Origin of the sequence: Paenibacillus sp. 1_12 (assembly GCF_900114475.1) — a bacterium.
In the GTDB taxonomy this organism is placed as follows: domain Bacteria; phylum Bacillota; class Bacilli; order Paenibacillales; family NBRC-103111; genus Paenibacillus_S.
Genome location: NZ_FOTE01000011.1, coordinates 64,946 through 83,048, shown reverse-complemented (window position 1 = coordinate 83,048; position 18,103 = coordinate 64,946). Strand labels below are relative to the sequence as shown.

General features: G+C 46.0%; 21 protein-coding genes. All 21 read right to left on the bottom strand.

Annotated features, from left to right (window positions below; translation table 11 throughout):
* Positions 1–38 precede the first annotated feature (38 nt).
* The gene (locus BM210_RS22560) at positions 39–1,667 is read right to left on the bottom strand and encodes a complex I subunit 4 family protein (RefSeq protein WP_091173767.1); all 1,629 of its coding nucleotides are present in this window, start codon (positions 1,665–1,667) and stop codon (positions 39–41) included.
* Positions 1,657–3,540 (bottom strand): NADH-quinone oxidoreductase subunit L, encoded by a 1,884-nt coding sequence (gene nuoL, locus BM210_RS22555; protein ID WP_091173765.1) that lies wholly within the window; start codon positions 3,538–3,540, stop codon positions 1,657–1,659. Before nuoL ends, BM210_RS22560 begins: the two co-directional genes overlap by 11 nt.
* A 183-nt stretch (positions 3,541–3,723) precedes the next feature.
* Complete coding sequence (nuoK, locus tag BM210_RS22550) at positions 3,724–4,011, bottom strand: NADH-quinone oxidoreductase subunit NuoK (RefSeq protein WP_091173965.1); 288 nt, start codon at positions 4,009–4,011, stop codon at positions 3,724–3,726.
* Between the two features lie 35 nt (positions 4,012–4,046).
* Positions 4,047–4,571, bottom strand: a complete 525-nt coding sequence (locus BM210_RS22545; RefSeq protein WP_091173763.1) for an NADH-quinone oxidoreductase subunit J — start codon at positions 4,569–4,571, stop codon at positions 4,047–4,049.
* A gap of 1 nt (position 4,572) precedes the next feature.
* Positions 4,573–5,016, bottom strand: coding sequence for an NADH-quinone oxidoreductase subunit NuoI (gene nuoI / locus BM210_RS22540; RefSeq protein ID WP_091173761.1), 444 nt, complete (start codon positions 5,014–5,016; stop codon positions 4,573–4,575).
* 53 nt (positions 5,017–5,069) lie between these two features.
* The gene (gene nuoH, locus BM210_RS22535) at positions 5,070–6,074 is read right to left on the bottom strand and encodes an NADH-quinone oxidoreductase subunit NuoH (protein ID WP_091173760.1); all 1,005 of its coding nucleotides are present in this window, start codon (positions 6,072–6,074) and stop codon (positions 5,070–5,072) included.
* Positions 6,074–7,174, bottom strand: a complete 1,101-nt coding sequence (locus tag BM210_RS22530) for an NADH-quinone oxidoreductase subunit D (RefSeq protein ID WP_091173758.1) — start codon at positions 7,172–7,174, stop codon at positions 6,074–6,076. Before BM210_RS22530 ends, nuoH begins: the two co-directional genes overlap by 1 nt.
* A gap of 6 nt (positions 7,175–7,180) precedes the next feature.
* Entirely contained in the window at positions 7,181–8,224 is a 1,044-nt protein-coding gene (locus BM210_RS22525) for an NADH-quinone oxidoreductase subunit C (protein ID WP_091173755.1), read from the bottom strand.
* Positions 8,221–8,739, bottom strand: coding sequence for a NuoB/complex I 20 kDa subunit family protein (locus BM210_RS22520; RefSeq protein WP_076233540.1), 519 nt, complete (start codon positions 8,737–8,739; stop codon positions 8,221–8,223). The genes BM210_RS22525 and BM210_RS22520 overlap by 4 nt, the downstream gene beginning before the upstream one ends.
* Complete coding sequence (locus tag BM210_RS22515; protein ID WP_091173751.1) at positions 8,724–9,089, bottom strand: NADH-quinone oxidoreductase subunit A; 366 nt, start codon at positions 9,087–9,089, stop codon at positions 8,724–8,726. Before BM210_RS22515 ends, BM210_RS22520 begins: the two co-directional genes overlap by 16 nt.
* 280 nt (positions 9,090–9,369) lie before the next feature.
* Entirely contained in the window at positions 9,370–9,771 is a 402-nt protein-coding gene (locus BM210_RS22510) for a F0F1 ATP synthase subunit epsilon (protein WP_091173750.1), read from the bottom strand.
* A gap of 142 nt (positions 9,772–9,913) precedes the next feature.
* The gene (gene atpD / locus BM210_RS22505) at positions 9,914–11,320 is read right to left on the bottom strand and encodes a F0F1 ATP synthase subunit beta (protein ID WP_091173747.1); all 1,407 of its coding nucleotides are present in this window, start codon (positions 11,318–11,320) and stop codon (positions 9,914–9,916) included.
* 169 nt (positions 11,321–11,489) lie between these two features.
* The gene (gene atpG, locus BM210_RS22500; RefSeq protein WP_091173746.1) at positions 11,490–12,350 is read right to left on the bottom strand and encodes an ATP synthase F1 subunit gamma; all 861 of its coding nucleotides are present in this window, start codon (positions 12,348–12,350) and stop codon (positions 11,490–11,492) included.
* Between the two features lie 122 nt (positions 12,351–12,472).
* The gene (atpA, locus tag BM210_RS22495; protein ID WP_091173743.1) at positions 12,473–13,990 is read right to left on the bottom strand and encodes a F0F1 ATP synthase subunit alpha; all 1,518 of its coding nucleotides are present in this window, start codon (positions 13,988–13,990) and stop codon (positions 12,473–12,475) included.
* A gap of 16 nt (positions 13,991–14,006) precedes the next feature.
* Positions 14,007–14,558 carry a F0F1 ATP synthase subunit delta gene (locus BM210_RS22490; RefSeq protein WP_091173740.1) on the bottom strand — a complete coding sequence of 184 codons (552 nt, stop codon included), beginning with the start codon at positions 14,556–14,558 and terminating at the stop codon, positions 14,007–14,009.
* Positions 14,555–15,040 carry a F0F1 ATP synthase subunit B gene (gene atpF / locus BM210_RS22485; RefSeq protein ID WP_091173738.1) on the bottom strand — a complete coding sequence of 162 codons (486 nt, stop codon included), beginning with the start codon at positions 15,038–15,040 and terminating at the stop codon, positions 14,555–14,557. The genes BM210_RS22490 and atpF overlap by 4 nt, the downstream gene beginning before the upstream one ends.
* Before the next feature lie 78 nt (positions 15,041–15,118).
* Positions 15,119–15,343, bottom strand: coding sequence for a F0F1 ATP synthase subunit C (gene atpE / locus BM210_RS22480; protein ID WP_076233548.1), 225 nt, complete (start codon positions 15,341–15,343; stop codon positions 15,119–15,121).
* Positions 15,344–15,417: 74 nt separating this feature from the next.
* On the bottom strand, positions 15,418–16,116 hold the full coding sequence (gene atpB, locus BM210_RS22475) for a F0F1 ATP synthase subunit A (protein WP_091173735.1): 699 nt from the start codon (positions 16,114–16,116) through the stop codon (positions 15,418–15,420).
* A gap of 33 nt (positions 16,117–16,149) precedes the next feature.
* The gene (locus tag BM210_RS22470) at positions 16,150–16,545 is read right to left on the bottom strand and encodes an ATP synthase subunit I (protein ID WP_091173732.1); all 396 of its coding nucleotides are present in this window, start codon (positions 16,543–16,545) and stop codon (positions 16,150–16,152) included.
* On the bottom strand, positions 16,545–16,766 hold the full coding sequence (locus BM210_RS22465; RefSeq protein WP_076233551.1) for an AtpZ/AtpI family protein: 222 nt from the start codon (positions 16,764–16,766) through the stop codon (positions 16,545–16,547). The genes BM210_RS22470 and BM210_RS22465 overlap by 1 nt, the downstream gene beginning before the upstream one ends.
* Before the next feature lie 174 nt (positions 16,767–16,940).
* Positions 16,941–18,083, bottom strand: a complete 1,143-nt coding sequence (gene wecB / locus BM210_RS22460) for a non-hydrolyzing UDP-N-acetylglucosamine 2-epimerase (protein WP_091173730.1) — start codon at positions 18,081–18,083, stop codon at positions 16,941–16,943.
* Positions 18,084–18,103: the final 20 nt, after the last annotated feature.

Sequence of the window (18,103 nt, the reverse complement as noted above, 5' to 3'; positions counted from 1 at the left end):
CAAGATCGCTCCATTGGAGATGTAGCTGTTCCACCGGTCTAACCCCCTGTCTTTGCTATTGCATGGATGAATTGATCGAAGCCATTGACGGTTTGATGCAGAGGCCCGCTGAGCACAGAAGGATAAATACCCAATACGACGATAAATGCAACCAGTGTGATCATTGGAATTGCCTCTACTAACCGTGCATCGCGTATACCTTCTGGCAGTACCTTGGACGGTCCATAAGTAATGCCCAAAACCCCTCGCAAAATATAAACTGCCGTTAAAATAACGCCAAGCGTACCGACCACAGTAAGGATCTTCGCCGTTTGAAACAAACCGACAAAGACAAGAAATTCACTAATAAAGCCCGATAATCCCGGCAAACCAAGCGAAGCCATACCTGATACTAATAGGATTCCTGAAATAAAAGGTACGGTTCTTGCCAACCCGCCAAGCTCATCCAGGATCGTTGTTTTCGTTCGCTCATAAATAGCGCCCACCAATAGGAACATAAGCGCCGAGATCAAGCCATGGGACACCAGCTGAAATATCGCGCCTTCCATCCCAATCGTGTTAAACGCAGCGATACCCAGCAGCACAATACCCATATGACTTATACTTGAGTAGGCCAGTACCAGCTTGAAATCCTTTTGTACAAAAGCCAGAATAGCTCCGTATAAAATGTTAATGACGCCGAGCACCGCCAGTACAGTAGCCCATGCAGTCGCTTGCTGTGGGAAGAGCAGAATCCCAAAACGGATTAGACCAAAAGCCCCCATTTTCAGCAAAATGCCGGAGTGAATCATAACAATCGAAGGCGGCGCCTCCGTATGTACCTTGAGCATCCAGGTGTGAAAAGGAAAAATCGGCAGCTTAATCCCAAACGCAACCAGCAGCATAATGAACAGGGTCCATTTCATTCCAGCGCCCATGTAGAACGGATTGCCCTCCATGTCCGTCTGGTTCACATAGGAGTCCTCCGTCTCGAACAAATGACTGGTGATGACGCCGATATCCCCACTGTAATAAATGGAAGTGCCGGTCTCATTAGAAATTTGTCCAAAGCCCGCTGTGCTGACAAGAATCAGGAAAGCAATCAGCATAATCGCTGAGCCGACCCCGTTATAAATCAGAAATTTATTAGCTGCTCTTTCTCGCTCCATATATCCCCATATTCCAATTAGGAAGAACATCGGAATAATCGTAATTTCGAAAAATACGAAGAATAAAAATAGATCCTGCGCCATAAATACACCGAACATCCCTGTCTCAAGCAGCAAAAACAAGATATAATACGATTTCCATCGTTTTTTGATATAAACCGAAGCGAGTGCTGCCATGGCAGCGACCAACGCCGTCAAAAAGACAAGTGGCAAGGAAAGACCATCCACTGCCATCATATACTTAAATTCAAAGAAAAATGAAGTCAGCTGATTTAAACCATTTGCCTCATGATTGAGCGGTACTTGAATCCATCCCAATTCTTCCTTGAACTGCATGCCCGCAACCTGTTGATTAAAGGCTGCGTACAACCAAGCAGATAGCCCAAGAGGAATAAGTGTCGTGATGATCGCAATCGTTTTGATCCAAAACCCTTGATCTTTTGGAACAAACAGAAGTATCAAAACACCGAGCAGCGGTGAAAACGCAATAAGCGATAAAAGGTGCAAGCTATCCGGCATTAATGAACCTCCTTCCGGCTATAGCCAGGATCAAGATCAGCAGACCCAGCAATGTTGCCAGCCCATAGGTTTGTACATGACCGTTTTGTAAACGAGAGCCAACCCTACCTACACCGACCACCGAGAAGCTTACCAAACGAACAATACCATCTACCACATACACATCAAATAGATGGAGGACATTCCCAAGTCCTTTTAACCGCTCCACAAAAACTGCATTGTAAATCTCATCGATATAATATTTACGCTGCAGTAAACGAACGAGCCATGGCGCTCGGCTGGAAATGACATCGCTTGGAATCGAACGCTTGATATAGACCAAATAACCAAGTCCAATACCCAGCAAACCGACTACGGTGGACAGCACCATCACAACCATATTGGCATGCTCAGTCTCTGCATGTCCGCTCAACCAGGACCCCAGCCATGGGCTAAACGGTGTAAACACGAATCCAGCAACTACAGCCAGTACAGCCAATACAATCAAAGGCAGAGTCATGCTTGTAGGAGACTCGTGAAGCTTGACTTGATGCCGCGGCTTGCCCATAAACACCAAGAAGAACAATCTTGACATATAGAAGGCCGTGAAAAATGCTGCGATGAGGCCGACCCAAAATAAAGGCATATTGTGTGAGTACGCTTCGGATAAAATAGCATCCTTCGACCAGAAGCCAGACAAAGGGGGAATACCCGATAGCGCAAGTGTTCCGATCCCAAACGTCCATGCAGTCACTTTCATTTTACTGCCGACTCCGCCCATTTCATGAATGTCCTGTGTATGCACAGCATGAATGACACTGCCGGCTCCAAGGAACAATAACGCTTTAAAAAAGGCATGCGTCAGCAAATGAAAAATGCCTGCTGTGTAAGCCACTGACGTACCGATTCCAAGAGCCATCATCATATATCCGAGCTGGCTGACTGTGGAATAAGCGAGAATTCGCTTGATATCATTTTGCGCTGTACCGATTGTTGCAGCAAATATAGCCGTAAAGCCACCGACACATGCAACAACCAGAAGCGCTGTAGGGGATGCCTGAAAAATATCAAACGTTCTGGCAACCAAATATACACCAGCTGCAACCATCGTCGCCGCATGAATCAAGGCACTGATTGGAGTTGGCCCTTCCATAGCATCCGGAAGCCATGTGTGAAATGGAAATTGACCCGATTTGCCTGCGGCACCAACAAAGATCAGAATCGCAATCCAGGTTGCCGTGCCTCCCGAAATTTTACCGGTAGTGAATGCATTATGAATGGAGGTGAAGTCCATCGCATGATTCGGCATTGCCCAGAACAGCAGCAAAATTGCGATCAGCAGTCCGACATCGCCGATCCGTGTGACGATAAAAGCTTTTTTCGCAGCAGCACGTGCCTCCGGCTTGAAATACCAGAAACCGACCAGCAGGAACGAACACACCCCGACAAGCTCCCAAAATATGTACAGCTCAATCAGATTTTCCGAAATGACCAGACCCAGCATAGAGAAGGTGAACAGCGCTATGTACGCAAAAAATACATTTATACGCTCGTCACCATGCATGTATCCCTTGGAATACAGGTTCACAAGCAAGCTAACCAAAGTCACAATTACCAGCATGAGCGCATTTAAATTTGTGATCTCGAATCCCATTGTGAGGGAACCCGTTCCGAGCTTAATCCACTGCAGCTTGTTCCACGTATAATCTTCGATATTGCCACCCAAACGCTCGATAAAAATCATCAGGGAAACCACAAAGGAAGCGAAGATGGCAACAATACTGATGTAGGCTCCTGCATCTTTCAATTGACGTCCAACTGCAGTCATAATTAAGAAAGAAAGCAACGGAAACAACGGGATAAGCCAGGCGTACTGTGAGTAGGCCGATACCATGAATTTAAGTCCTCCTTCAAGCTTGCATAACAAGCTACATCGAAAGCGTTACAGAAAGCTTGCTTTAGCAAGCTTACGTCGAAAGCATTACTACAAGCTTGCATAACAAGCTACATCGAAATCATTTCTTAAGTTAACCCAGCAAACGGCTTCAAGAATGTTATAAATCGCGTTGGCAATGGCTTATCGTTTTAACGAATTCATTTCATTAACATCTGTTGTGCCCCTGTTGCGGTAGTACGTAATTAAAATTGCTATACCTACCGCAACCTCAGCTGCCGCGACAGAAATACTAAACAAGGAAAAGACCTGACCCGTCAGATTCGGCTGTATACCAAATTTCGAGAATGCGATAAGATTTAAATTGACTGCATTGAGCATCAATTCAATCGACAGCAGCACGATCAACGCATTCTTTTTGGACAAAGCGCCATAAAGCCCGATACAAAACAAAATAGCTGCCAGCGTCATATAAGGTATGGCCAATCCACTTAGTCCACTCACGATTAATCTTCCTCCCTTTTCGCCACGACAATAGCACCGATAAAAGACACTGTCAGCAGCACAGACATAATTTCGAACGGAATCACGTGCTTCGTGAACAGCAGCTTCCCGATTTCCATTGTATTGTCTGCTGCTTCGTTGAATTCACCTGTAGGCATTGTTGTGTTTTGGATAGCGTAGAACAGAACCCCGAACAAACCGGCTGCCCCGATGAAGAGCAGAGTATTGTACACTGGCCGTTTCGGTTCGATCTCTTCGCCCTGATGCTTCGTCATCATAATCCCGAATATCATCAGGATCGAAATCGCGCCCGCATAAATAAGCACCTGCACGAAAGCAACAAACTCCGCATTCAGTATGACGTACAAGCCAGCCATACTAATAAACGTCATTGCAATAGCCACAACCATATGCACAACCTTCGTAAAGCTCAGCATAAAGATCGCACCGCCGATAGCCATTAAAGCAAAGACGAAAAAGGCAATATTCTCACCACTGGACAAAAAAGTCCCCATATTGCTCAACATGCTACTTAGCCCCGCCTTTCGGAAGCGCTGAATTGTTTTCCTTCCGCACATTCACATTATTTTCATTTAACCAAGCCATATTTTTGAAAAGATCGTCGCGGCTGTAAGCACTCAGCTCAAAGTTATTGGTCATAACAATAGCCTCTGTCGGACATACCTCCGTACATAAATCGCACAAAATACAGAGCTCGAAATTAATATCATACGTATCGATGACCTTGCCTTTTTTCTCCGGGTCCGGGTTGGCTTTACCTGTTAAAGTAATACATTCCGTTGGACAAATACGTGCACATTGGTTGCACACAATGCATTTATCCGGATCAAAATATTGAATTCCCCGAAAACGGTCCGGCATCTTTATCGGCACTTCAGGATACGCATACGTTACTTTTTTTTGAGTCATGCTTTTGAGCGTAACACTGAGACCTTTAACTATCCCTTTCATCGATTCTCACCCTTCCTATTTGAAGAAATACACCGACAGCATAGGAGCAATGCTCAGCCAATGCTCATATAAACAGCAGTAACGAGAACATTAATTAATGCTAACGGAAGCAGGACCTTCCAGCCTAATCCCATCAATTGATCGACGCGAATCCGCGGCAGCGTAGCCCGAATCCAGAACAAGAAGAATACGATGGTTGAGAATTTTAATAAAAACCAGATTAAACCCGGGATAAAATCAAGAAAGGCAAAAGGTGCATGCCATCCGCCCAGAAACAGCGTAGTTGCAAGGCCGGCGATTGCGAATACATAAACATATTCTGCAAGCATGAAGAACGCGAATCGGAAACCGCTGTACTCTACATGGTAGCCTGCTACCAATTCGGATTCCGCCTCCGGAAGGTCAAATGGAGTTCGGTTCAATTCGGATACCCCAGCAATAACGAACACAGCAAAACCGATAATCTGAGGCAGGAAATTCCAATGCCAGAATCCTCCGGCTTGCGCCTGTGCAATCACATTCAGGTTCAAGCTGCTTGACATCATAATAACACCGATAACGGAAATGACCAACGGAATTTCGTAGCTGATCATCTGCGCCGCGGAGCGCATACCTCCGATTAATGCGTATTTATTGTTGGAAGCCCAACCTCCAAGCACGATGCCAATCGTCGATATTCCCGATAGCGCCACGTAAAACAGCAGCCCGACATTCAGGTTCGTACTGAACAGCTTGTCGCTAAAAGGAATGACTGCGATAACAACAAATGCCGGAATAAACGTGATGACCGGAGCCAAAATAAACAGCTCCCGCTCCGCCTTACGAGGAATTGTATCCTCCTTAAGCAGCAGCTTCAATACATCAGCTACAGATTGCAGGAGCCCGAGCGGGCCTACCCGATTCGGACCTACACGCATCTGCATCCAGCCGATAACCTTACGCTCAAAATAAATTGCATACGTGACAAAGCCTAATACGACCATCAGCAGGACGACGCCCCATGCGAAAAAAATCGCAAAGTTGATCCAAGTCAACTGCTCATTTAACAATTGGGTCATTAGCAATCCACCTCCCCGACGACAATATCAATGCCTCCGAGTATCGTGATTAGATTGGTCATGGTTTCCCCGACCAACAATTTGGGCAAAATTTGCAGGTTAACAAAGGAAGGTCTGCGAAATTTCAAACGATAAGGCTTATCCTTGCCCCTGGATACGATATAACATCCGATTTCACCGCGAGGCGACTCGATTCTGGCATATACCTCTCCTTCTGGAGCGCGAAGCACACGAGGCACCTTGCCCATAATCTCACCCTCTGCGGGAAACTGCTCGACAGCCTGTTCCAATATACGCAGCGATTGTCTCATCTCTTCAAAACGCAGTAGGTAACGGTCATAGCAGTCACCTGTGGAGCCTACAGGCACATCAAACTCAAACCGATCATACAAGCAATAAGGTTGATCTTTACGAATATCCCAATTGATTCCCGTACAGCGTAGATTAGCGCCACTCAAACCATAAGCAATCGCGGTTTCAGCATCATACTTCCCAACGCCCTTGATCCGAGCCAGAAAAATTTCATTACCACTGACTAAATTTCCATACTCGATCAATTTCTCTCTCATGTAAGGTATGAATTTGCGTACCTTCTCGATCCAGCCCTCAGGAGCGTCCCATTTCACGCCGCCAACCCGCATATAATTGTAGGTTAGACGAGCGCCGCACAGTTCATTAAACAGATCAATAATAATTTCCCGATCGCGAAATGCAAACAAAAACGGGCTCATCGCTCCAATATCGAGCAAATAGGTTCCCCACCATACCAGATGACTGGCAACCCGCTGTAGTTCCATCACAATTAGTCGCAAAAAATCAGCTTTTTCCGGTATTTCCAATCCCATCAGTTTTTCAACCGCATGCACAAGCACGTAGTTATTGGTCATCGCTGAAACATAGTCCATTCGATCGGTATAAGGTATGATTTGCGTATACGATAAATTTTCTGCGAGCTTCTCCGTTCCTCTGTGGAGATAGCCCATTACAGGATCAGCGTGGGTGATAATTTCACCATCCAGCTTGACTACAATCCGAAACACCCCGTGTGTACTGGGATGCTGAGGTCCAACATTCAGCAGCAATTCTTCCGTTCTAATCAAAAGCCTCTACACCTCCGGATCAAGCGCTTCATAATCTTTACGCAGCGGATGTCCAACCCAATCGTCGGACATCATAATTCTTCTTAAGTCCGGATGTCCGGGAAAATCAATGCCAAGCAGATCAAAAATCTCACGTTCATTCCAATTGGCCGTTGCCCAAATCGGTGTGACCGACTCAATGGATGGTGCTTCACGTGAGGTTTTCACTTTCACACACACTTCAGCCTTCGTATCCAGACTAAGTAAGTGGTAGGCAACCTCCATATGGGTTTCCTGATCAATGCCTGAAACATTTCGCAAATAGTTCAGCTTCAGCTCGCAGTGCTGCTTCAACAATAGTGCAACACCAGCCCAGTGCTCATTCTTAACCAGTATATAGGGCAAATGTGCATCTCTTTCATTAATAAATGCTTCTTCGATCGCGTCCTCGCCTGCCTGCTCCTTAATTAGCTTTACCCAATGATCAAGCCGCGGCTGTAAAGGAGACGGAACCTTAGGAGCTCCATCTTCTTCACCCTCCGTCTTCTTAGCTCTTGCGCTGGCACGAGCAGCGCGTGCTTCAGCGGCAGCCTTCGCTTTCGCTTCCTTATCATCATCTGCTGACCCAGGTTCACCCACAGGGGCTTCTGTCGCACCTGAGCTTGGTGTTGCAGCAGGAGGAGCTACTCCCGCCGCCTCAGCCCTTTTGGCCCGGGCAACGGCTCTGGCAGCGCGCGCTTCAGCAGCAGCCTTGGCCTTTGCTTCCTGCTCATCATCTACTGAAGAAGCATCCCCAGTAGCTTCAGTCGCAGACGCACTTGTGGCTTCTGTCGTAGCAGCTGAAGGGCTCTCATTGTTTGAGTTGCCTGTCGTATCCGGAGCTGCTGACAGCTGCTCCTCTGACGTCGGTATGCTGTCAGCTTGATCCGGTTCCTTCGTATCAGAGGATGAACCAACAGCTCCATCAGCATCAACTTTGGGTGGTTCGTCTTTCTGCTGTTGTTCCTTCTGCAACTGATCATTGTCCAGTTTATTTTTAATTAATTCATCTTTCTTCTGCTCATCGCTCATCGATTAGTCACCTGCTTGCCGGTTTTCGCCTCATAACGAATCTTTTCCTGCAGCTTGTTAATTCCATAGATCAAAGCAGCAGGATTGGGTGGACATCCTGGAATATAGACATCAACCGGAACGACCTGATCCACGCCCTTAACAACGGCATAAGATTTGACGTAAGGTCCACCGGCGGTGGCACAGGAGCCCATCGCAATTACCCATTTGGGCTCTGGCATTTGATCGTATAGACGTCGCAGCAGTGGAGCCATCTTTTTCGTAACGGTACCTGCTACGATCATCACATCGGATTGTCTGGGAGATGTCCGAAAAATAACGCCAAATCGGTCCAAATCGTAGTGAGAAGCCCCAGCACCCATCATTTCAATCGCACAGCATGCCAAACCAAACGTCAACGGCCACAACGAATTGCTTCTCGCCCAAGCCTTGACCTGCTCAAGTGTTGTCATAAAAACATTGCGCTCCAGCTCTTCTCTTTCTTCCGGACTAATTGACTCTAGATTGAAGTCCATTGCAGCACCTTCTTCTTCCAAGCATAAATTAATCCAACCACAAGCAGACCTACGAAAATCGCCATTTCGACAACAGCAAACAAGCCGAGATGCTTAAACGCAACGGCCCACGGGTACAAAAACACAGTTTCCACATCAAAAATAACAAACATCAGCGCAAATAAGTAATACCGGATGTTGAAGCGTACATGACTCTCGCCGACCGGTTCATTACCACTCTCATAAGTAGTATACTTCTCATCCAACGGTTTGTATGGACGCAGGAAGCGGCCTGCCGTAAGCGCAACAACGGGAAGCAATACACCGAGAATCAGAAAAATGGCTACGACAACGTAATTGTTCATATACATCGTGAACGACTCGCCTCCCCATGCTAAAATAGATAAGCTTTATGGATATGTGCTGCCAGGATAGTAAGAAAGATGAAGCTCATACAAGCTTGTAAGCGCACACAAGTTGTATTCGCGAACCTTCCCCATTTGTAAATCCTACCAATCACATAACTTCTGTTCATATATGCCCCACAATTATATCAAATGGGTGTTTAGGTGTCTAATCAATATTCCGTATCACAATTTTTATAAAACACAAAAAAGAGGAACATAGGTCCCTCCATTTTTGTTCGTTTCCTTATAATTTCCCGGAAACGTTGATCCGATTAACCGCTCTTTGCAAAGCCAGTTCGGCACGTTTGAAATCAACTTGATCCTGTTTGGAAGTTAGACGCTGTTCAGCACGTGTCTTGGCTTCTTTAGCACGATCGATATCAATTTGTTCCGGTAGCTCGGCGCTTTCCGCCAATATGACCACCTTATCCTTACGGACCTCCATAAAGCCACCATTCACGGCGATAAAGTGCTGCTTACCGCCCTGCTTCACGATAACCGGCGCCACTTTTAATGGAGTAACCAAAGGGATGTGATTTGGCAGAATACCAAGCTCTCCTTCTGCACCCTTCACGCTAATCATGTCTACCTGATCGGTGTACACTTTACGCTCAGGGGTAACAATTTCCAGTAAGAAAGTACTCACTTGGACTCCTCCTAAGAGCTTTCCGTTAGGAAAGCTTTACTTCGTAAGCATCATCTGAGCTTTCCGTTAGGAAAGCTTTACTCGCATGGTTTGCGTATGCAAACTCATTTCGTAAGCATACTTTCAGTCCGCTTATGCGAACTTACATCGTTTTTGCTTTTTCGATCGCTTGCTCAATAGCGCCTACGTTATGGAAGGCTGGTTCTGGAAGGTTGTCATGCTTACCTTCAAGAATTTCCTTAAAGCTGCGCACCGTGTCTTTAATTGGAACGAAAAGTCCCGGGATACCGTTAAACGCTTCGGCTACGTGCAACGGCTGAGCGAAGAACAATTGAATACGTCTAGCACGGTGAACGGTCTGCTTGTCTTCCTCAGACAACTCATCCATACCCAGAATTGCGATAATATCCAACAATTCCTTGTAACGTTGCAATGTTTTCTTAACGCCTTGAGCTACGTTGTAGTGCTCTTCGCCAACAATTTCCGGAGTCAAAATACGGGAAGAAGATGCGAGTGGATCAACGGCTGGGAAGATACCCATTGCAGCAATATTACGCTCAAGGTTGGTAGTTGCATCCAAGTGGGCAAATGCTGTAGCAGGAGCCGGATCCGTATAGTCATCGGCTGGAACATAGATCGCTTGGATCGATGTTACCGAGCCTTGTTTTGTTGATGTAATACGTTCTTGCAATTGACCCATTTCCGTTGCCAGCGTTGGCTGGTAACCTACTGCGGAAGGCATACGTCCTAGAAGGGCAGATACCTCGGAACCCGCTTGAGTAAACCGGAAGATGTTATCGATAAACAGAAGCACGTCACGGCCTTCTTGATCACGGAAGTATTCAGCCATTGTCAAACCGGACAGGGCTACACGCAGACGTGCACCTGGAGGCTCATTCATTTGACCAAAAACCATCGCGGTTTTATCGATAACGCCAGACTCTTTCATTTCGTGATACAAGTCATTACCTTCACGTGTTCTCTCACCAACACCGGCGAATACGGAAATACCGCCATGCTCGGATGCGATGTTGTGAATCAATTCTTGCATCGTTACGGTTTTACCTACGCCGGCACCACCGAACAAGCCGATTTTACCACCCTTAACGTAAGGAGCCATCAAGTCAATTACCTTGATACCTGTTTCCAAAATTTCCGCTTGCGTCGACAAGTTCTCGAATGCAGGCGCACTTTTATGAATCGGGCTCGTTAACGTGCGGTCTATTTCCTCATTACCATCAATGGGGTTACCCAATACGTTGAACACGCGTCCTAACGTTGCAGCACCTACCGGTACTGAAATCGCTGCACCTGTATCAACTGCTTCTGTACCACGAACCAGACCGTCCGTAGTTGACATTGCAACACAACGAACCAGGTTATCGCCCAAATGCACAGCGGCTTCAACCGTTAGCTTGATGTCCTGTTCGCCAGCTTTTTCGGCTTTTTTTTCAATTGTGATTGCATTCAAAATCTCAGGAAGCTGCCCACGTTCAAACTCAATGTCGACAACCGGTCCTGTTATATTCACAACGCGACCTTTGCTCAATGTTTTCTCCTCCTTCAAGTTTTGCTTTGGCAAAACTATCTTCGTAAGCATGTGCCGAGTTTTGCTTTAGCACAACTTTCTTCGCTAGCAAGTTCCAAGCTTTATTTTGAATAAAGTCGCTTCGTAAGCATTCACAACATTCTGCTATACTTCCAAACGATCCTTAGTTTTAATTTTGTGCGTTCGCGCCGGCAACAATCTCCGAAATTTCCTGTGTAATCGAAGCCTGACGAGCACGGTTATAAACCAGTGTCAATGATCCGATCATCTTGGTAGCATTTTTCGTCGCATTGTTCATTGCCGTCATTCTGGCACCAAACTCACTTGCCTTACCTTCCAATACCGCACTATAAATCAAGGTTTCTGCATATTTAGGCAGCAACACTTCAAGTACACCCTCAGGTGAAGGCTCATATTCATAGTTAGCAACGGAAGCAACGCCACCCATGTTTTCCATAGGCAAAAGCTGCTTGACCATCGGTTCCTGCGTGATTGCGTTAATAAATTTGTTATAAACCAGATACAGCTTGTCAAAAGAACCGTTTTCGAAGTTCTTCACTGCCGATGCCGCAATGGATTTAATATCCGCAAAGCTTGGGGAATCGGGAATTCCCGTTACCTCTTCAGCAATCGCGATATTGCGTTGACGGAAGAAATCTCTGCCCTTACGGCCGATTACAAAAATCACATACTCACTAGGTGATTTATGGTTTTCCTTGATCTCCTGCATCACTCTGCGCAGTACGTTAGCATTATAGCCACCAGCGAGACCGCGGTCTGACGTAACAACAAGATATCCGGTCTTCTTGATTTCACGATTTTGCAGCATGGGATGCTTCAAACCTTTGCTGCCTGCAGCGATACTGCCTACAACTTCTTTAAGCTTATCCGTGTAAGGACGTGAAGCCTCAGCAGCTGCCTGAGCTTTTCTCAATCTCGATGCAGCTACCATTTCCATCGCCTTGGTGATTTGCTTTGTGTTTTGTACGGACTTGATCTGGCGCTTAATTTCGCGCATTCCTTTTGCCAACTGACTCACCTCTCTCTCGAAGCTTCTCTGCTTAAGAAAAGCCTTCACTCGAAAAGCCTGATAAAAGACTTAAAATGGAACACCGAGCTTCCCTATAAAGAGAAGCCCTTGTTCATTGTGCATTATACAGTCGAAGTAGCGAAACCTTTTTGGAACTGCTTGATCGCTTCTTTCAAAGCATTTTCGTTATCCGTAGTTAAATCTTTTGTATCACGGATACTTTGGAAAATTTCCGGATGCTTCGTATCCACGAACGCCAAGAATTCAGCTTCAAAACGGCGAATATCCTGTACAGGCATTTCATCCAAATGTCCTCTAACAACTGTATAGATGGAAACCACTTGTTTTTCAACGGATAGCGGTTGATGAACGCCTTGTTTCAAAATTTCCAATGTACGCAAACCACGGTTCAAACGAGTTTGTGTAGCTTTATCCAAATCGGAACCGAACGCTGCGAAAGCCGCTAACTCGCGGTATTGGGCGAGGTCAGTCTTCAGTGTACCGGCAACCTTTTTCATTGCTTTAATTTGTGCAGAGCTACCTACCCGGGATACGGAGATACCTACGTTAACAGCTGGACGTTGACCGGAGTAGAATAGATCGGACTCCAAGAAAATCTGACCATCTGTGATCGAGATAACGTTCGTCGGGATATAAGCGGATACGTCACCAGCTTGTGTTTCGATAAACGGAAGTGCAGTAATCGATCCGCCACCCAGTGCATCACTCAGCTTGGCCGAACGCTCAAGCAAACGGGAATGCAGGTAGAAAACGTCACCTGGGTAAGCTTCCCGACCCGGTGGACGACGAAGCAAGAGAGACAACTCACGGTAAGCAGCTGCTTGCTTGGACAAGTCATCATAAACGATCAATACGTGCTCGCCTTTGTACATGAAGTATTCACCCATTGCGCAGCCCGCATAAGGAGCAAGCCACAACATTGGAGCAGGCTCGGAAGCACTTGCTGTTACGACAATGGTATATTCCATTGCGCCAGCGCGACGCAGCGTTTCAACTACGTTAACGACAGTGGATTGTTTTTGACCAATGGCTACATAAATACACTTAACACCGTTGCCTTTTTGGTTAATAATCGTATCGATTGCAATCGCAGTTTTACCCGTTTGACGGTCACCGATGATCAACTCACGTTGACCGCGGCCTACTGGAATCATAGCGTCAATCGCTTTGATACCGGTTTGCATCGGTTCGAAAACCGATTTACGAGCCATAACACCTGGAGCCGGTGATTCAACCGGACGCGTGTGTGTTGTATTTAGTGGACCGTTACCATCAACAGGTTGGCCCAATGCGTTAACGACACGGCCGATCAGTTCCTCACCTACAGGAACCTCCATGATCCGACCTGTACGCTTTACTTGGTCACCTTCACGAATATCTGTGAAAGGTCCCAGGATAACGATACCTACGTTGCTTTCCTCCAAGTTGAAGGCATAGCCAAGAACACCGTTAGGGAACTCAAGCAGCTCTCCTGCCATAACGTTCTCAAGACCGTGTGCACGAGCAACACCGTCACCGACAGTGATAACTGTACCTACGTCAACAACTTGAATGTCTGATTTATATTGTTCAATCTGCTGTTTAATCAGCGTACTGATTTCTTCAGGTTTGATACTCATACTTCCTCACCCCTATCTACAGTGCTTGAGTTGAATTCAAGGATTTTTGCAGCCGCTCCAGCTTGCCGGATAAACTGCCGTCATACAGACGATCACCGATGCGCACTTTAATTCCGCCTAACAAGCTTGTATCAATAGCCGTTTCAACACGAATTTGTTTGCCTATCAATTGGCTGAATGTTGCAGCAATATGATCAAGCTCAGCTTGTGGAAGAACTACCGGCGTATAAACAACAGCTTTAGCTTGACCAAGCGCTTCACTGGCAATCGTTACAAAGTAACCCACTAGCGATTCCAGCAATTCTTCCCTGCCTTTATCGATGAGCAGCAGCAAAGTGCTAAAGGTAATTTCCGAAAGCTGACTTTCAAAAATGTTTTTCAGCAGCGCTGTTTTGGATACAGTCCCGATCCCTGGATGCTTGATCAGCTTGTGCAAATCACTGTTTTCCTTTAATACCGCTACGATAAACTTCAGTTCTTCTTCTACCTGAGCAATCTTGTTCTGTTCTTTGGCAAGCTCAAAAAGCGCTTTTGCGTATCTTTTGGCTACGATGGTATCCTGGCTCATTGGTTGCCTCCTACCTCTTTCAGGTAATGCTCTACCAATTGCTCTTGAGATTTCTCATCAATTTGTTTTTCGATAATTTTGGAAGCAATGAGAACGGACATCGCGCCAACCTGGCTGCGAAGGGCGGCAACCGCCTTATGTTTCTCATTTTCGATATCACGAATCGCTTCATCTTTAACACGAGTCGCTTCCGCACGTGCAGCAGCCGTAATTTCGTCTGCTTGTTTGGAACTGATTTGTTTGGCTTGTTCGATAATGTCTTGTGCTTCTTTGCGAGTCTGTTGAAGAGAAAGCTTTTGCTCCTCTAACAGTTGCTCAGCCTGCTTCCGGTTATTTTCAGCCGTTTGAATTTGATCCTTAACGAGCTGTCTGCGTTTTTCCATCATGCCAAACAAAGGACCGAACGCCAGCTTTTGCAGCAATAAATATAGAAGCAAGAAGGCTACGATTTGAATAAAAAACGTGGACCATTCAATATGCAAGTAACGTCACTCCCTTCTCTTAGCGTAGGCAAAACGAAGGCGTGGAGGCTTTTACAACCATCCCCGCCAAACGATTTCTTAAGCACGACCCATCAAGATGAATGCAAGAACCAATGCAACAACCGGCATTGCTTCTACTAGACCTACCCCGATAAACATCGTTGTTTGCAAAGTACCACGAAGTTCAGGTTGACGAGAAATACCTTCCAAAGCGCGACCTACGATCAAACCATTACCAATACCTGCACCAAGTGCCCCTAAACCAAATACGATTGCTGCTGCTACTAATGCTAAAGCTCCCATTAAGAAAATCCTCCCTTGAATTGTAAAGTTTTTTTATAAATAACTCGAGACTTTCCCGAGGTAAGTCTTGTACTTTAGTGAGACTCTTCGTGAATCAACGTTTGTGAAATATAAACCATCGTCAACATTGTAAATACGAATGCCTGAATGGCTCCTACGAACAGACTGAAACCTTGCCAAATGGCGAGAGGGAAAATTCCATACCAACCCGCTCCCAAGATGACACCAATCATGATTTCCCCTGCATAGATATTTCCGTATAGACGGAAAGCAAGCGTCAGCGGTTTGGATACCACCTCAATTAAGTGCAGCGGAAGCATAACCCCTTTATACTCAAAATAATGAGCAAAGTAGTGCTTCGTATTGCGTGTGATGCCCAAGAAGTGGCTAAGTGCAATAACGATGACTGTAAGTGCTGCAGTGACCGCAATATCAGCCGTTGGTGATTTCCACCATGACACATGATCTGAGGTTACGACCGAGAAAGGCAGCCCCAGCATGTTTCCAATGAAAATATACATAATGAGTGTTAAACCAAGTGCTATAAACGGTTTCCCATGTTTAGAACCAATGGTACTGCCGATGATGCCTTCAACAAACTCTACGACCCATTCCATAAAGTTTTGCAGCTTTGAAGGATTCGTTACCGATATCTTACTAGTTCCGGCAATCGCAAGTATTAATACCAGAACACTGGTCACTCCGATCATAAGAAGCGCAGACAGATCAAAGTGAAATCCTAACCATTCTATTCCCGGTACTTGATGCTCCATGTTTTCCAATTTCACCCCTTTCCACAGATGGATTTACTTCTTGGATCTTTTAACAGAAATAATACCCAGTACAAGTGTTGCCAATTGAGCGATAAGGTATCCAGCAACCGTGGTGCTTAGTGCGAACTGCTCCGGATACCGGACCGCAATAAGACCTGCAAGACCGCCTACAGCCGCTCTAGTCAAAAAACCTATGTTAGCCTTGCTCGGAATCCCTTGCCCCTGTGGAGCAGCAATAACCTTTTCAGATAGCTTGCGAATTTTCCAGGCCAGATACCTTGCGTTAATCATACTAACGGCAGCCCCCAGCATGAAACCTGCTGAATAGGGTCGGTATTCCACGAAAAGCGCCCAAGCAACCAGACAAAAAGATAAGAAAAATAGAAATACGTTTTGAAACGTTTTCAGATGGGCCGTAAACTCGTTCATTATAGCCCTCCGTACTGCTTAATCATGAAATAAATGCTAATGATTCCAGCCGTAAGACCCAGCAAAAAACCACCCAGTAACCACAACTGCCCACCAAGCGTTTGACTTAACCAATCACCGAACCAATATCCTGCCAATAAACAAACAACAAGATCAATTCCGATAGCCGTCGTTAAAGCAGCTGCGCGCCATGGATTATCATTACGGTTTGGCTGTTTCATATACACTCTCCTGAGAATCCTCACTTATTGTAACGAAGCATCGTAAGGTTTGTCAATTGTCTTTCTCTCTAAATAACTGTGGATGAAATTCTTAAAAATGCTGTTATATCAACGTTTTTAGCAATTCCAAACCAAACAGTACAACTGCACGCTCTGATGTTTGTCATAGGATTGTCACGGTTGGAATGACTCAGGGCGAGCAGAGGCATGTCCGAAATGGTAAAGGATGGCACTCACGATCCGTTCCGACGCTTTTCCATCGCCGTAAGGGTTGGCAGCCTGACTCATTTTTTCATACAATTCAGGATCTGTAAGCAGTGCGCGTGTCCGATTATAGACATGCTCTTCATCGGTTCCGACTAGCTCCAGCGTCCCCGCATCGATACCTTCAGGCCGCTCCGTTGTTTCACGTAGAACTAAAACAGGCACCCCATATGACGGAGCTTCCTCCTGCAATCCACCGGAATCAGTCAAAATCATGTGGGTATGCGGATACAAATTATGTAGCTCCAGCACATCGAGCGGGTCCACGAGCTTGATACGCGGGTGACTACCCAGCATTTCATAGGCCGGCTCTCTCACTGCAGGACTCGGGTGAACCGGATATACGATGGCAATATCGTCGAACTCATCAGCGATCCGACGTACAGCACGGAAAATTTGCCGATGTGGCTCACCTTGTGCTTCACGGCGATGCGCTGTCATCAGAATCAGCCGCTTACCCGCTGCCCAATCGAGTACACTGTGTGTAAAATCATTTTGTACCGTATACTGGAACACGTCTGTTACTGTGTTTCCTGTTACGTAGATCGTCGACTCCGATTTGTTCTCTTTGCGCAGGTTGTCGGCAGATAATTGTGTCGGCGCAAAATGCAAATCCGATAGAACGCCAGTCAACTGACGATTCATCTCTTCTGGATATGGTGACATTTTGTTCCAAGTACGCAATCCTGCTTCTACATGACCCACCTGGATCTGTTGCAGAAATGCTGCATAGCTTGCTAGGAATGTCGTTAACGTATCACCATGCACAAGCACAAGATCCGGTTTTTCTTCACGGAATACCGGGTCCAGTCCCTGAAGCACACGTACAGTCACTTCATTCAAGGTTTGACGGTCCTTCATCACATCCAGATCATGGTCAGGAGTAATATGGAATGTTTCTAAAACTTGATCCAGCAATTCCCGGTGCTGAGCGGTAACACAAACACGGGAGTCAATATATTCAGAATGCTTCTGAAGCTCCAGTACCAGCGGAGCCATCTTGATGGCTTCCGGTCGGGTACCGAAAATGGTAATAACTTTGGTTTTGCCCATGGACGATTATCCCCCTATGT

Coding starts and splice junctions, on each gene's coding strand:
- BM210_RS22560 (WP_091173767.1), bottom strand. CDS start 1,667: ATGCCGGATAGCTTGCACCTTTTATCGCTTATTGCGTTTTCACCGCTG.
- BM210_RS22525 (WP_091173755.1), bottom strand. CDS start 8,224: ATGAGCGATGAGCAGAAGAAAGATGAATTAATTAAAAATAAACTGGAC.
- BM210_RS22490 (WP_091173740.1), bottom strand. CDS start 14,558: ATGAGCCAGGATACCATCGTAGCCAAAAGATACGCAAAAGCGCTTTTT.
- BM210_RS22520 (WP_076233540.1), bottom strand. CDS start 8,739: ATGGACTTCAATCTAGAGTCAATTAGTCCGGAAGAAAGAGAAGAGCTG.
- atpA (WP_091173743.1), bottom strand. CDS start 13,990: ATGAGTATCAAACCTGAAGAAATCAGTACGCTGATTAAACAGCAGATT.
- wecB (WP_091173730.1), bottom strand. CDS start 18,083: ATGGGCAAAACCAAAGTTATTACCATTTTCGGTACCCGACCGGAAGCC.
- BM210_RS22545 (WP_091173763.1), bottom strand. CDS start 4,571: ATGTTGAGCAATATGGGGACTTTTTTGTCCAGTGGTGAGAATATTGCC.
- atpE (WP_076233548.1), bottom strand. CDS start 15,343: ATGGGAGCTTTAGCATTAGTAGCAGCAGCAATCGTATTTGGTTTAGGG.
- nuoK (WP_091173965.1), bottom strand. CDS start 4,011: ATGACGCTGGCAGCTATTTTGTTTTGTATCGGGCTTTATGGCGCTTTG.
- atpB (WP_091173735.1), bottom strand. CDS start 16,116: ATGGAGCATCAAGTACCGGGAATAGAATGGTTAGGATTTCACTTTGAT.
- BM210_RS22470 (WP_091173732.1), bottom strand. CDS start 16,545: ATGAACGAGTTTACGGCCCATCTGAAAACGTTTCAAAACGTATTTCTA.
- nuoL (WP_091173765.1), bottom strand. CDS start 3,540: ATGGTATCGGCCTACTCACAGTACGCCTGGCTTATCCCGTTGTTTCCG.
- nuoI (WP_091173761.1), bottom strand. CDS start 5,016: ATGAAAGGGATAGTTAAAGGTCTCAGTGTTACGCTCAAAAGCATGACT.
- BM210_RS22515 (WP_091173751.1), bottom strand. CDS start 9,089: ATGTATATGAACAATTACGTTGTCGTAGCCATTTTTCTGATTCTCGGT.
- BM210_RS22465 (WP_076233551.1), bottom strand. CDS start 16,766: ATGAAACAGCCAAACCGTAATGATAATCCATGGCGCGCAGCTGCTTTA.
- nuoH (WP_091173760.1), bottom strand. CDS start 6,074: ATGACCCAATTGTTAAATGAGCAGTTGACTTGGATCAACTTTGCGATT.